The organism is Achromobacter sp. ACM03 (genome assembly GCF_014851665.1).
In the GTDB taxonomy this organism is placed as follows: domain Bacteria; phylum Pseudomonadota; class Gammaproteobacteria; order Burkholderiales; family Burkholderiaceae_B; genus Achromobacter; species Achromobacter aegrifaciens.
In genome coordinates this window covers 98,964-112,879 of sequence record NZ_JACVAD010000009.1, presented here as the reverse complement: position 1 = coordinate 112,879, position 13,916 = coordinate 98,964, and the positions used below count along the sequence as shown (strand labels likewise).

Below are 13,916 nucleotides of genomic sequence, written 5' to 3'. Positions count from 1 at the left end.
CCCATGTCTGACGCTTCCCGCCCCGCTGCGCCCGCAGGCGCCATTGCCGGCATCGGCATGGACCTGCTGCGCATCGACCGCATCGAGCGCGCGCTGGCGCGCCACGGCGACCGTTTCGCCGAAAAGATCCTGGGCGTCGAAGAACTGCAGAAGTTCCACGCGCGCCGCGCCCGCGACCCGGTGCGCGGCCTGCGTTTCCTGGCTACGCGCTTCGCGGCCAAGGAGGCGTTTTCCAAGGCCATAGGCCTGGGCATGCGCATGCCCATGACATGGCGGCGCGTGCAGACGCTGAATGCGCCCGGCGGGCGTCCCGTGCTGGTGATCGCGCCCGAACTGCTGCAATGGTACGAGCAGCGCTTTGGTGCGGCCCACGTTTCCATTACCGACGAATCCGACATGGCCGCCGCTTACGTGGTGGTCGAACGCAAGCCCTGATCGGCGGACTCGTGTCTGCCGCCGGCTTGCCAGACTTAGACAGAAGGACAGCCTGACATGGCCAAGAAGAAATCCAGGGCGGTCCTGCCGCCCGGCCCCGTGATGGTCGATGTGGCGGGACACTCGCTGACGAAGGCGGAGAAGAAGCGCCTGCGCCATCCGCTGGTGGGCGGCGTGATCCTGTTTGCGCGCAACTTTGAAAGCCGCAAGCAACTGACCGAGCTGACGCGCCAGATCCACAAGGCCCGCAAGGAACCGCTCTTGATCCTGGTGGACCACGAAGGCGGCCGTGTGCAGCGCTTCCGCGACGACGGCTTCACGGCGCTTCCCGCCATGCGCGACCTGGGCGCGTTGTGGGACCGCGATCCGCTGCAGGCCATGCGCCTTGCGACCGAAGCCGGCTACGTGCTGGCCGCCGAGCTGCGCGCCTGCGGCGTGGACATGAGCTTCACGCCGGTGCTGGACCTGGACTACGGCGTCAGCAAGGTGATCGGCACCCGCGCCTTCCACCAAGACCCGCGCGTGGTCACGATGCTGTCGCGCGCGCTGATCCAGGGCTTGCAGCTGGCGGGCATGTCGGCCTGCGGCAAGCATTTCCCCGGCCATGGTTTCGTGGAGGCGGATTCGCACCACGAGATCCCGGTGGACCCGCGTCCGCTGGACAAGATCCTGCAGGACGATGCCGCGCCGTACGCCTGGCTGGGCGATGCAGTGCTGCCGTCGGTGATGCCTGCGCACGTGATCTATCCCAAGGTCGACAAGCACCCGGCCGGCTTCTCCAAGCGCTGGGTGCAGGACATCCTGCGCACCCGCCTGGGCTACGATGGAGTGGTGTTCTCGGACGACCTGACCATGGAAGGGGCCTCGGTCGCGGGCGACATCCTGGACCGCGCCAACGCGGCGCTGGGCGCCGGCTGCGATATGGTGCTGGTGTGCAACCGGCCGGACCTGGCGGACGAATTGCTCGAACGCCTGAAGTTCGAGCACGCGCCCGAGTCCGTGGCGCGCATCCGCCGCCTGATGCCGCGCTTTGACGCGCCGGACTGGGATACCTTGCAGGCTGAGAGCCGTTATCAGAATGCCCGACGACTTCAATCTCAAATCGTTCCTGGCTGACCTGCCGCATCTGCCGGGCGTGTACCGGCATCTGGATGCGGCCGGAGAGGTCATGTATGTCGGCAAGGCGCGCGACCTGAAGAAGCGCGTCTCGTCGTATTTCCAGAAAAACCTGGCCAGCCCCCGCATCGCCCAGATGGTGGCGAAGGTGGCGCGGCTGGAGGTGACGGTGACGCGCTCCGAAGCGGAAGCGCTGATCCTCGAAAACAACCTCATCAAGACCCTGAAGCCGCGCTACAACATCCTGTTCCGCGACGACAAGTCTTATCCCTACCTGCTGATCACCGGCCACGAATGGCCGCGCATTGCCTATTACCGCGGCGCTACCAACAAGCGCGGCCAGTACTTCGGGCCGTTCCCCAATGCCTGGGCCGTGCGCGAGACCATCCAGATCCTGCAGAAGGTATTCCGCCTGCGGACCTGTGAGGACTCGGTCTTCGCCAACCGTTCGCGACCCTGTCTGCTGCATCAGATCGGGCGCTGCTCGGCGCCCTGCGTCGGCGCGATCGAAGCCGCCGACTACGAGCGCGACGTGCAGCGCGCCGTGCGCTTCCTCAACGGGGAAGCCAAGGAGGTGATGGGCGAAATCGAAAGCCGGATGCAGCAGGCGGCCAGCGAACTGCGCTTCGAGGAAGCGGCGGCGCTGCGCGACCAGATGGGGTCGCTGGCGCGCGTATTGCACCAGCAGACCATGGAAAACGTCAGCGGCGAGGACACCGACATCATTGCGGTGGCGATCGCGGGCGGCAAGGTCTGCGTCAATCTGGCCATGGTGCGGGGCGGCCGCCATCTGGGCGACAAGCCGTTCTTTCCCACGCATGCCGAGGGCGAGGCCGCGCCGCAGGTGCTGGAAGCCTTCGTGGCCCAGCACTACACCGACAATGCCATGCCGCCGGTGCTGGTCTGTTCGCACGCCTTGCCGGATCCTGACCTGATCGGCCTGTTGGTGGAACAGGCGGGCGGACGCCCGTCGCGGGTGCTGACGCGTCCGCAAGGCGCGCGCCGCGCCTGGCTGGAGCAGGCGGCCAAGAACGCCGAAATGGCCTTGGCCCGCGCCTTGACCGAGTCCGGTGCCCGCGCCGCCCGGACACTGGCGCTGGCCGAGGCGCTGGACCTGGACACGGACGAAGCCGCGCTCGACGCGTTGCGCATCGAATGCTTCGACATCAGCCACACGGCGGGCGAAGCAACCCAGGCGTCCTGCGTGGTGTTCGAACACCACGACATGCAGCCGTCGCTGTACCGCCGCTACAACATCGCCGGCATCACGCCGGGCGACGATTACGCCGCGATGCGCCAGGTACTGAGCCGCCGCTTCGCCAAGGTGGCGGACGGCGAGGCGCCCATGCCCGGCCTGGTGCTGATCGACGGCGGCAAGGGCCAGGTGGAAGTCGCCCGCCAGGTGTTCGTGGAACTGGGCCTGGATATCCAGACGTTGGTAGGCGTGGCCAAGGGGGAAGGGCGCAAGGTCGGCCTGGAGACCCTGGTGTTCGCCGACGCCCGCCCGCCGGTGGCGCTGGGCGGCGAATCCGCCGCGCTGATGCTGATCGCCCAAGTGCGCGACGAGGCGCACCGCTTCGCCATCACCGGCATGCGCGCCCGCCGCGCCAAGGCCCGCAACGTTTCTCGCCTGGAAGAAATCGAAGGCATCGGCGCCCGCCGCCGCCAGCGCCTGCTGGCCCGTTTCGGCGGCTTCTCCGGCGTGGCTTCGGCCAGCATCGAAGACCTGGCCTCGGTCGACGGCATCTCCCAAGACCTGGCGATCCGCATCTATGAAGCCCTGCGGTAGCCGCCATGCATAAATGCCGGCGGTTACTCACCCTCTGCTCGGTTACAGACGCAGCAACCGGCGTAGCGCCCGCCGGGCCGCGCGGATCCGGCTCCGCCGGTCCGCAGCGGCGCCCCCCTGGGGGGGAAGCGCCTCCGGCGCTTCGGGGGGGCGTCTTACTGTTAGCATACGGACACTATGCCAATTAATGTACCCATTATCCTGACATGGCTGCGCATCGCCATGATTCCGCTGGTGGTCGGGCTGTTCTACCTGCCCGAAAGCTGGATGTCGGTCCCTGTGCGCGACACTTTCGCCGCCTGGGCTTTTATTATTGCGGCGCTGACCGACTGGTTCGATGGCTGGCTGGCCCGCCGCTGGAACCAGACCTCGGCGTTCGGGGCCTTCCTGGATCCGGTCGCCGACAAGCTGATGGTCTGCGCGGCCCTGATCGTCCTGCTGGACCTCAGCCGCGTCGACGCCTTTATTTCCCTGATCATCATCGGCCGTGAAATCACGATTTCCGCGCTGCGCGAATGGATGGCCAAGATCGGCGCCAGCGCCAGCGTGGCGGTGCACCGGCTGGGCAAGTTCAAGACGGCCGCGCAAATGGTGGCGATTCCGTGCCTGCTGTACAACCAGCCGATCTACGGCGTCAGCTCGCGCCTGCTGGGCGATGTGCTGATCATCGTGGCGGCGGTACTGACGGTGTGGTCGATGCTGTATTACCTGCAGCGCGCGTGGCCTGCCATCCGCGAAAAGGCCATGTAGTCCAGAGTCCGTATTTTTGTTTGGCAGAGCGGCGGCACGGCTCGCGCAAGGCGGCCGCCGTTACATACCAAGAGCGATCCACCGGCGTGTCCGGGACGGCGCCTACAGTCCAACGCCCGGAACATCCGGACGTTGCCGGAGACAACCCGCGCACCGCCGCATCGGCGCCGCGCCACCTGCCGCTGACCGCGGCCGCCTGCAATGAACACCGCTGCGAATACCCTGGCCCTGGACGCCGCCGCCCGCCGGCGCGACTGGAAGATCATTCTGCTGATCGGGGTGGCCCACGCTTCCTCCCACTTCTTCCAACTGGTCCTGCCCTCGCTCTATGTCTCGCTGGGCAACGAGTTCGGCCTGGACTTCGCCCGCCTTGGGCTGCTGGTGTCCACGTTCTATGTGGTTTCCGGCATCGGCCAGGCGTCCTCGGGCTTCGTGGTGGACCGCATCGGCGCGCGGCCGGTGCTGTGGTTCGGGCTGGCGTGCTTCGTGTTGTCCGGCGTGCTGATCGGATCGGCCAACGGCTACGCCATGCTGATCGTGGCGGCCGTCGTGGGCGGCATCGGCAACTCCGTGTTCCATCCCGCCGACTATTCCATCATCAACCATCGCATTTCCGCGCCGCGCCTGGGACATGCCTTCTCCACGCACGGGCTGACGGGCAATCTGGGCTGGGCGCTTACCCCGGTTTTCATGACCAGCATCACCTTGCTCGCAGACTGGCGCGTAGCGGCCTATAGCGCCGCCGGGCTGGTGGCCTTGGTGCTGTTGTTGACGATTCTGGGTCGCGATCTGATCGGCGGCCCGTCGCCGCTGGAAGGCCACGCGGACGTGGAAGCCGGCAAGGCCGCTCCCAAGCCCGCGGCAAAGCCGCAGGAAAGCGTGCTGACGACGCTGACCACGCTCTTGTCCAAGCCGGCGCTGTGGGGCGCGTTCCTGTTCTTCGCCTGCACCTCCATTGCGCTGTCCTCGGTGCAGAACTACACCATCCCCTTGCTGGGCCAGCTGTACGACCTGTCCAAGGTCGCGGCCAGTTCGGCGCTGTCTGGCTACATGGTGGCTTCGGCCGTCGGCATGGCCGCGGGCGGCTTTCTGGTGTCGGCCAATCCGCGCACCGAACGCACCGTGATGGTGGCCCTGATCCTGGCGGGCCTGACGCTGGTGGTGCTGGCGCTGGGTTTGGTGCCGGCCGTGATGGCCGCACCGGTGGTGGCCCTGGCGGGCTTCTGCTCCGGCGTCGCGGCGCCGTCGCGCGACATGCTGATCCGCCGCGTCACGCCCAAGGGTTCCACCGGCTCGGTCTACGGACTGGTGTACTCCGGCATGGACGTGGGCTCGGCCCTGGGGCCGCTGGCCTTCGGCCTGCTGCTGGACGCCGGGCTGCGGCAGGGCCCCTGGGTGGGCGCGGGCGTGGCATTCGCTGCCGCCGCCTTCCTGGCGCAATGGATCGCGGTGCAGGCGCGGCGTGCGGAACCCGCCGCTGCGGCTTCGGCGGCTGTGCGTTCCTGATCATGGCGGGCCCTGCACGGGCCCGGCCGTTTGACCCGGCGCAAGGTTCGACCCGTTTCCCTCTGATGTAATGACCTTTATGGGACAAAGGTTATTCACAGGAGAAGCGAAATGAGAAGGGCAAGCGCGTTGCTGGCGGCCGGGGTCGCCTTGGGCAGTTGGATGGGTCTGGCCCAGGCGGCTTCGCAGGAACCGATACAGCCGGTGGAGCCGGCGGTCATCAAGGAGCCGGCCAAGGTCGAACTGGGCAAAAAGCTCTTCTTCGATCCGCGCCTGTCCCGTTCCGGCGCGATTTCCTGTAATTCCTGCCACAACCTGGGCATGGGCGGTTCGGACAATCTCAAGGCCTCGATCGGGCACAAGTGGCAGCAGGGCTCGATCAATTCGCCGACGGTGCTCAACTCCAGCCTGAACATCGCCCAGTTCTGGGACGGCCGGGCCAAGGACTTGCGCGAGCAGGCGGGCGGCCCCATCGCCAATCCCATGGAGATGGCGTCCACTCACGAACTAGCGGTGCAGGTGCTGAATTCCATTCCCGGCTACCGGGCGGAATTCAAGCAGGTCTTCGGCAAGGACGACATCACCATCGACGAGGTCACCGGCGCCCTGGCCGCGTTCGAGGAAACGCTGGTGACGCCCAATTCGCGTTTCGACCAGTGGCTGCGCGGCGACCAGAAGGCGCTGACGGTGCGCGAGCTGGCCGGCTACGAACTCTTCAAGAACAGCGGTTGCGTGGCCTGCCACAACGGCGTGGCGGTGGGCGGCAATTCGTTCCAGAAGATGGGCCTGGTTACGCCCTACGTCACCGAGAACAAGGCCGAGGGCCGCGCGGCGGTGACGGGCAAGGACGCCGACCGCTTCAACTTCAAGGTGCCGACGCTGCGCAACGTGGCGCTGACCTATCCGTACTTCCATGATGGCGAGGCAGCTACCTTGACGCAGGCCGTGGACGTGATGGGCCGGTTGCAGCTGGGCCGGACCTTCACGCCCGACGAGAACGCGCAGATCGTGGCGTTCCTGAAGACCCTGACGGGCGATCAGCCGGCGATCCAGTACCCGGTGTTGCCGCCGTCGGCGGACGATACGCCGCGGCCCGAGCCTTTTGTGAAGTAACGCGGTTTCCGGCGCCTACTGGCGGACGGTACGCACGTCCGCCGGCGGCCCGGCTTCGAAATTGCTGCGCCAGGGGTTGATGTCCAGCCCGCCGCGGCGCGTATAGCGCGCGTAGACCGTCAGTTGCTCCGGCCGGCAGGCCTGCATGATGTCGCTGAAGATGCGTTCCACGCAATGCTCGTGGAATTCCGCATGCTGGCGGAACGAGATCACGTAGCGCAGCAGCGACTCGCGGTCTATGGGCGCGCCACGGTAGCGGATCTGCACGCTGGCCCAGTCGGGCTGGCCCGTGACGGGGCAGTTCGATTTCAACAGGCGCGACGCCAGCGTTTCCTCGACCACGTCGCCCGCGCGGGTGCGCAGCACTTCGGGGGCGGGCTCGTAGGTATCGATTTCGATATCCAGCTTGTCTATATAGATGCCATCCATCTCGCCCATCTGCAATTCGGAGAAGCGCTGCGGCAGGAAGAAATCCAGCCCCACCGGCGCGCCGGCGGCGGCGCTCAGGTCGCGCTCCAGGCGGCCGCGCAGGGCGGCCGAATTGACCAGGCGGGTCTGGTTGAACGAGTTCAGATAGAGCTTGAAGGACTTGGACTCGATGATGTTGGGGCTGTCGGCCGGCACCGAGAAGGTGGCCATGGCCACGCGCGGCTTGCCCTTGGCGTCCAGCCAGGACAGCTCATAGGCATTCCACAGGTCCACGCCGGTAAAGGGCAGCTTGCCGGCTTCCAGGTTCAGCGCCGCGCGATTGTGCGAACGCGCGATGGGGAAGAGCAGGGAGGGGTCGTATTGCGAGGCGTAGGCCACGCTCTGGCCCAGCGGGCCGTGGGACAGCGTCATAGCGGAGTCATCGGAAACTTGAAGAATGAACGCATTGTAGGCGGTCGTAAAAAAGGCTGATTTTCCACATTGTGAAATGTAACCTTCGTCATGTGAAAGCCACTGCTGCGCAGCAGCGGGAGCCCATTTCACAGATGATAATTGCGTTCCGCAATACGAAATAAAGTTTGCAATTAGTTGATTTATAAGAATAATATTTTTCGTCTTCTATAAGACATCAGTCCACATTGCTCCGCAGCAGAGGCATAGACTTTGTCCAACGATTCACGCAACGCAGGACGCGAATCTTTTGAAGTCTTCCCATCACTGACCAGGAGCATCAACATGAGCAACCGCGAAACCGAAATCCGCAATCTGCAGAAGGACTGGGCTGAAAACGCCCGTTGGCAAGGCATCAAGCGCGACTACAGCGCCGAGGACGTCATCCGCCTGCGCGGCTCCATCGGCGTGGAACACACGCTGGCGCGCCGCGGCGCCACCCGCCTGTGGGAATTGCTGCATAGCGAGCCTTTCGTGAATTCGCTGGGCGCCCTGACCGGCAACCAGGCCATGCAGCAGGTCAAGGCCGGCTTGAAGGCGATCTACCTGTCCGGCTGGCAAGTTGCCGGCGACGCCAACCTGGCCGGCGAGATGTATCCCGACCAGTCGCTGTACCCCGCCAATTCGGTGCCGCAAGTGGTCCGCCGCATCAACAATTCGCTGACCCGCTGCGACCAGATCCAGTGGATGGAAGGCAAGAATCCGGGCGACGAAGGCTACATCGATTTCTTCGCCCCGATCGTGGCGGACGCCGAAGCCGGCTTCGGCGGCGTGCTGAATGCGTTCGAACTGATGAAGGCGATGATCGAGGCCGGTGCTTCGGGCGTGCACTTCGAAGACCAGCTGGCTTCGGTCAAGAAGTGCGGCCACATGGGCGGCAAGGTGCTGGTCCCGACCCGCGAGGCCGTCGCCAAGCTGGTGTCGGCGCGCCTGGCGGCCGACACGATGGGCACGCCCACCGTGCTGCTGGCCCGCACCGACGCTGACGCGGCCGACCTGGTGACCAGCGACGTCGACGAGAACGACCGTCCCTTCATCACCGGCGAGCGCACCGTCGAAGGCTTCTTCCGCACCAAGGCCGGCATCGACCAGGCCATCTCGCGCGGCCTGGCCTATGCGCCGTACGCCGACCTGATCTGGTGCGAAACGTCCACGCCCAACCTGGAATACGCCCGCAAGTTCGCCGAGGCCATCCATCGCCAGTTCCCGGGCAAGCTGCTGGCCTACAACTGCTCGCCCTCGTTCAACTGGAAGAAGAACCTGGACGACGGCACCATCGCCAAGTTCCAGCGCGAGCTGGGCGCCATGGGCTACAAGTTCCAGTTCATCACGCTGGCCGGCTTCCACGCGCTGAACTACGGCATGTTCGAACTGGCCCACGGCTACGCCCGCCGCCAGATGAGCGCCTTCGTCGAACTGCAGCAGAAGGAGTTCGCCGCCGCTGAAATGGGCTTCACCGCCGTGAAGCACCAGCGCGAGGTCGGCACCGGCTACTTCGACGCCGTGACGCAGACCATCGAAGGCGGCCAGTCCTCGACCACCGCGCTGACCGGTTCGACGGAGGAAGCGCAGTTCGAACACGGCAAGGAACAGAAGGCCGCGTAAGCACCGCAGGAGAGTTATGCAGTTGTAGTTGCTGTTGTAGGGTGGATTCGGGTGCCTTCGGGCACCCTTTTTTTTAGAGCCCGAAGAACGCCGAATACACCAGCCTTTCCTCCACCACGCGACGCTGCTGGATGGCGCCGGCGCGCCGTTCGGGCACGGCGTTGTCGGTGTAATAGCGTTCATACTCGCGCACCGCGATGCGCGCGGGCTTGCCGCCGCGGTCGGGCAGCGTGACGCTGGCGGACCAGATGACCGGGTCCAACAGTTCGCCCAGCAGAGGCCCCTCCAGTACCGGAGGAAAACGCACCACCGGGCCGACCGCCACGTTGCCCAGGCGCGATAGATCGGCCAGCGTCGCGGGCGTGGCGGTTTCCAGGATGGGCAGTTCGCGCATGCGGTCTATGAGTATGGGACCAGGTATCGGGCCGGGCGGCTGGGGCGCCGGCCCGGACGGGTCCAGCAGGCCCGACGCCAGCACGGCGGCGTCGCTCCAGGCCAGGTCGCTGTCCAGCGCCGGGTCGCGCGTCTGCAGCACCAGCTCTACGCGGTTGCGGCCGCTTTCGGCGGTCTGGCCTATGCCAGGGATGAAGGAGATGTTCAGGTACTCGGAGTCCAGCGGGAACTTCATGGGTCCATGCTTGGGCACCACGCCGCGCAGGCTGAACGCCAGCCGGCCGCGCTTGACCTCGAACACCGCGCGGCGGCGCGGCAGCACCTGGGAGAACTCGGCCTGCACCACCCGCGACAGCTTGGCCGAACCGATGGCGTTGGGCTGATAGCGCGCCAGCGCCAGGCGCACGAAGGGCATGTAGGTCCGGCCGGGATCGAGCTCGATGTCGCAATACCAGCGCGCGCGTTCCTCGCTCCAGCGCACGCGGTGTCCGACCACGTGGACCAGCTGGGCCGGGATTTCCTGCAGATAGACCTGCTCGTCGGTGACGCGCGCCGAGAAGTCCGACACGCGCGCCTTGTGCTTGGGCGGGGGCGTCTCCCAGAGCGGATCCATGCCCCATTGCGTCACCAACGGCGTCAGCGGGTTGGTGATGTCGGTGAAGTTCTGGCCGTCGCCCGCGATCACCACGCCCAGCAGCTCGCCGTCGCCGGAGGAGAACCAGGGCCGCTCCAGCCAGACCCGCAGGCCGTTGCCCAGTCGCGTCACGTCCAGCTTGCCGTTGCTCGCCGTTTCCTCCCAGCGGAAGGTCGGCACGACGTAGGTCAGGACGGGGGCGTCCGGCGGCGCGCTGGCGCGCACGATGGTGTTCTGCGCCGTGCCGTCGCGCCTGAGCACCGGAGCGCCCGGGTCATCGTCCGCGCCTGTTTCCACCAGCGGGCCGTCGGCAACGGGCCCCAGCCGCGTGACCTTGTCCGTCTGCGCGTACAGCGAGGGCGGCAGGTATTCGCGGAACCGCGTGGCCGCGCGCAGGCGGTAGCGGATGAGGCGAAAGCGGGTGTCGCCGAATTCATGGCGGTCGCCGCGCGTGCGCAGCTTGCCGTCCGCGTTCAGTTGTTCCTTCACCGCATTGCTCAGGGTGAAGAGGTTTGCGTAGTTCTCGGACAAGGGAACCTCCGCCAGCACGCCATGGCCGGCCTGGCGTTCCGGACGCGGCTTCTGCAGGTCATCCACCCATTCGTGCCAGTCGGCCTCGATCTCGACCTTGCCGGTGGTGGGGCCGTGCAACCGCACGCGGGCATACAGGTTTGCATGGGCATCGCCAGGTCCGCGCTGCGGTTCCTCGGCCATCAGCAGCAGGGGCTCGCAGATCGGCTGCTGGGTCGCATGGACCAGCACCAGCGAGCGGTACGGCGTGACCATCCAGCAGCCGCCCAGCACGGACGACAGGCGCAGCGTCGCGCGCTCGCCTTCGTTGCTCGCCCAGGCGGGGATGCCGAAGGTGTTGGCCAGGCCGGGATTCACAAAACTGGAATAGCGCAAGCGGGCAATGCGTCCTTTGGGCAGGTAGAAGGTCAGGACCCGCTTGGCCTCGTCCCAGCTTGGGAGTCCGTCGTCGAGGAAATCCTCCGAGCAGGGCGGGTCGGCCAGGGTGGCGCGGCGCTCTTCCAGCACGATGCGCAAGCCCAGCGTGTCCGGCCACTTGGACGCATGCGCCACCAGCAGCACAAGTTCTTGCGCGGGCGTCAGCGCGATCACCGCGCTGGGTCCCAGCACCTTCGGTCCCGTGACGCCGGGCAGGGCATGGCCGGGCTGGGCGCGCAGCGCGATGCCGCCCGCAGCGGGGTCCGGCAAATAGGGCGTGAGCACCTGGGCTTCGCGGTGGATGACATATTGCCCGGCGGCCAGGCGCTCGCCGGTGGGGTGCTCGGGCGAGGGCTCTTTCGGCGGCACCTGTGCGGTGGTGGCGACCTGGTCCAACGCCTGCGGCGTCACGAGTTCTATGTCCGTGCCTGGCCCCTGGTCGTAGAGCGTGCCCGCGTCGCGGGCTGCGATTTCATAGGCCTGCTTGATGTTGGCGGGGTTGCCCATCATGCCGTCGAACAGGCCATGTGTTTCGCATTGCAGCTGCGAGGCCTTGGGCGGCACCACGTGGCGTTCATTGATGGCGGTATACGCGTAGTCCTTGGATGCGTCTTCCTGGCGTGCAGCCTTGAAATCGGGGCTGTCGAGGTAGGCCGCCGGGTCCATGCCGGTATTGCTGCGGATCACCATGCGTTCCAGCGATTCGCCTTCGCTCAGGCGGGCGCGCTGCACCAGCGCGGGCGGATCCACCGGTTCGAAGCGCCAGTAGACGACCGGCTGGGTGGCGTTGTCGTCGCGCTCAAGCGATGGATCGTCATGCGCCAGGCTGTTGCCGGCCAGGTCCACCAGGCGCGCGCGGAAGCGGTAGGGCATGCCGAAGCGCAGGCGCGGCAGGCTGCCCTTGGCCGCCGCGAAGCTGACCGCCAGGCCGTTGCCTTTTTCCGTGGCCGTGTCCTGCACGTCTTCCGGCGTTTCGCCCTGCACGCCGCTGTCCGGATCCACGCGGTCGCGCAGGGTGCGTCCCGGACGCGGCGCCACCAGGCTCCAGCCAGTCCAGCGGAACAGGGATTCATGCAGGTATTGGTCGTCCGGATTCTCACCGCCGCTGGTGGAGGCGCCTTTCACATAGCCCTCGTCATCAGGAAATTGCAGCGGCGCGCCGCCGTCCGTGCAGCGGTAGGTGCCGGCGCGCTGGCACAACGAGCGCCATTTCGGGGAATCGCCTGGAGCCTGCGCTTGCGCATCCACGCGATAGCCGCGCAGCAGATCCTCGGCATAGAGCACGATGCTGCCCGGCGCGCCCGACAGGGCGGCATTCTTCAGGGCCGCGGCCGCCGCGTTCTGCGCCACTTCCCAGGCGCGGCCGCGCCGCGCCACGCCCAGGCCGCCCGAGCGCAGCGCGGCCACGCCCTGTTTGTCGCCGGTGGTGTAGGTCACCGCGCCGTCGGCGCCCAGCGCCAGGCTCCTGGCGATCAGATTTTGTGCGCTGAGCACGAAGTCCACAGTCTTGAGCGCCGCGCCGTCGGCGTCGACCTGGTAGACGTCGAACGGCGTGCGGGGTTCGTACAGGTTCCAGCTGTCGTCGGCGCGGCGCAGCTTCAGCATGCCACGCTCATGGTCGGCGGGGTTTCGCGGACGCGTGGTGAAGCGTTCCGCGTCGCCCGTCCAGGCGGTGGCGGGACAGGCGTCATCGCCGGCGTCGTGCCCGTCCTCCCAGCGCAGGGTCAGGAAGAAATAGCCCTGCGCGGCGGGCGCCGCCGCCAACTGCTGTTCCAAGGCCGAGCCCGGCGGGACCAGGCAATCAATGACCAATCCGAGCTGGCGCAGCAGCGCCGGGTAATCGCCGTAGGACGCCACGATGGCGTGGAAATCCATTTCCGGCTGGACGGGCGGCGCGGGTACGTTCTCGCCGTCCGGCCGCCGGATGCTGCGTTGTTGCGCCGTGGGCGGATCGCGGCGATAGAAGCGGTTGGCCTGGAACAGGGTGTACTCGGCCTGCGAGTTCCATAGCTTCATCAGGTTCTGGTCGGGGCCGGCGAGCCCGCCGTCGTTCCAGCGGGTGGGCAGGGCGCGCAGCGGAAAGCTCACCCCGGGCTGGGGATTGCCTTCAGCGTTCACGCCCGGCGCGGCGGCGTGGCCTTCGTAGACGCTGTGCGGGCCGTAGACCTGCGAGCGCAGCACGCGCTCGGCGCCGTCGCCGCCGTCGTCGAAGAAGCGGTCGAAGCCAGGCAGCGGCATTTCGACGCGCCGGTCGCCCAGCGAGATGAAGGTCGTGCGCGTGCCGCAGTCGCCCAGCATGTCCTTCAGGCCCGGATGCGCGTCGCGCCAGGGCAGCAGGGTGGGCGGCGTGCCGGTGGCCTGCACCGCCAGCCTGCCGTAGTGCTTGCGCGCCAGGCCCAGCACACCCGCCACCGAATACGAGAACAGGTTGACCTTGCTCATGTCGCGGAACACGAAGCCGGCGACCGGCGTGGTCTTGGGCAGCAGCCGTTCCCAGAGCGCCGCGTCGGCCTGCGCCTGCGGCTCCAGTTCGATCTCCGCCGCGCCGGTGTTCAGCGCAAAGCGCACGCGCTCCAGCGTGCGCGGCCAGTTGACCCAGTCGGCGAACGCGTGCAACTGCTGCTCGTTGACGGCCTGCGGCGTCAGGCGCGGCGAGGCCACGATGGAGATGCGCAGCCGGCCGGCGTCGGGGCCGGCGGGCACGCGGCCGTTGGGGATCGCGGTCCAGACTATCGTTTGCTTGGCCAT

General features: G+C 67.0%; 9 protein-coding genes. 7 read left to right on the top strand and 2 right to left on the bottom strand.

Going from position 1 to position 13,916, the window contains the following annotated elements; genetic code table 11:
* The first annotated feature begins 3 nt into the window (after positions 1-3).
* The 6 genes from acpS (at position 4) to IB257_RS28125 (ending at position 6,709) form a co-directional block, all read left to right on the top strand.
* Complete coding sequence (gene acpS, locus IB257_RS28150; RefSeq protein WP_054452884.1) at positions 4-435, top strand: holo-ACP synthase; 432 nt, start codon at positions 4-6, stop codon at positions 433-435.
* Positions 436-492: 57 nt separating this feature from the next.
* Positions 493-1,551 carry a beta-N-acetylhexosaminidase gene (gene nagZ / locus IB257_RS28145; protein WP_054452882.1) on the top strand — a complete coding sequence of 353 codons (1,059 nt, stop codon included), beginning with the start codon at positions 493-495 and terminating at the stop codon, positions 1,549-1,551.
* Entirely contained in the window at positions 1,514-3,340 is a 1,827-nt protein-coding gene (gene uvrC, locus IB257_RS28140; RefSeq protein ID WP_054452880.1) for an excinuclease ABC subunit UvrC, read from the top strand. Before nagZ ends, uvrC begins: the two co-directional genes overlap by 38 nt.
* Before the next feature lie 177 nt (positions 3,341-3,517).
* A complete protein-coding gene (gene pgsA / locus IB257_RS28135; RefSeq protein ID WP_119449989.1) occupies positions 3,518-4,090 on the top strand; it encodes a CDP-diacylglycerol--glycerol-3-phosphate 3-phosphatidyltransferase in 573 nt (190 codons plus the stop codon).
* A 201-nt stretch (positions 4,091-4,291) separates the two neighbouring features.
* Complete coding sequence (locus IB257_RS28130; protein WP_054452878.1) at positions 4,292-5,596, top strand: MFS transporter; 1,305 nt, start codon at positions 4,292-4,294, stop codon at positions 5,594-5,596.
* Positions 5,597-5,707: 111 nt separating this feature from the next.
* Positions 5,708-6,709, top strand: coding sequence for a cytochrome-c peroxidase (locus IB257_RS28125; RefSeq protein WP_054452876.1), 1,002 nt, complete (start codon positions 5,708-5,710; stop codon positions 6,707-6,709).
* A gap of 15 nt (positions 6,710-6,724) precedes the next feature.
* Here IB257_RS28125 and queF read toward each other — a convergent pair whose 3' ends face one another.
* Positions 6,725-7,549: an NADPH-dependent 7-cyano-7-deazaguanine reductase QueF gene (queF, locus tag IB257_RS28120; protein ID WP_192493161.1), complete on the bottom strand. Its 825-nt coding sequence runs from the start codon at positions 7,547-7,549 to the stop codon at positions 6,725-6,727.
* Positions 7,550-7,873: 324 nt separating this feature from the next.
* Between queF and aceA the strand changes: the two genes are divergently transcribed.
* Positions 7,874-9,193 (top strand): isocitrate lyase, encoded by a 1,320-nt coding sequence (gene aceA, locus IB257_RS28115; RefSeq protein WP_042794353.1) that lies wholly within the window; start codon positions 7,874-7,876, stop codon positions 9,191-9,193.
* A gap of 73 nt (positions 9,194-9,266) precedes the next feature.
* Here aceA and IB257_RS28110 read toward each other — a convergent pair whose 3' ends face one another.
* On the bottom strand, positions 9,267-13,916 hold the full coding sequence (locus tag IB257_RS28110) for a hypothetical protein (RefSeq protein WP_192493160.1): 4,650 nt from the start codon (positions 13,914-13,916) through the stop codon (positions 9,267-9,269).

Coding starts and splice junctions, on each gene's coding strand:
- IB257_RS28125 (WP_054452876.1), top strand. CDS start 5,708: ATGAGAAGGGCAAGCGCGTTGCTGGCGGCCGGGGTCGCCTTGGGCAGT.
- IB257_RS28110 (WP_192493160.1), bottom strand. CDS start 13,916: ATGGCCAAGCAAACGATAGTCTGGACCGCGATCCCCAACGGCCGCGTG.
- queF (WP_192493161.1), bottom strand. CDS start 7,549: ATGACGCTGTCCCACGGCCCGCTGGGCCAGAGCGTGGCCTACGCCTCG.
- uvrC (WP_054452880.1), top strand. CDS start 1,514: ATGCCCGACGACTTCAATCTCAAATCGTTCCTGGCTGACCTGCCGCAT.
- nagZ (WP_054452882.1), top strand. CDS start 493: ATGGCCAAGAAGAAATCCAGGGCGGTCCTGCCGCCCGGCCCCGTGATG.
- aceA (WP_042794353.1), top strand. CDS start 7,874: ATGAGCAACCGCGAAACCGAAATCCGCAATCTGCAGAAGGACTGGGCT.
- acpS (WP_054452884.1), top strand. CDS start 4: ATGTCTGACGCTTCCCGCCCCGCTGCGCCCGCAGGCGCCATTGCCGGC.
- pgsA (WP_119449989.1), top strand. CDS start 3,518: ATGCCAATTAATGTACCCATTATCCTGACATGGCTGCGCATCGCCATG.
- IB257_RS28130 (WP_054452878.1), top strand. CDS start 4,292: ATGAACACCGCTGCGAATACCCTGGCCCTGGACGCCGCCGCCCGCCGG.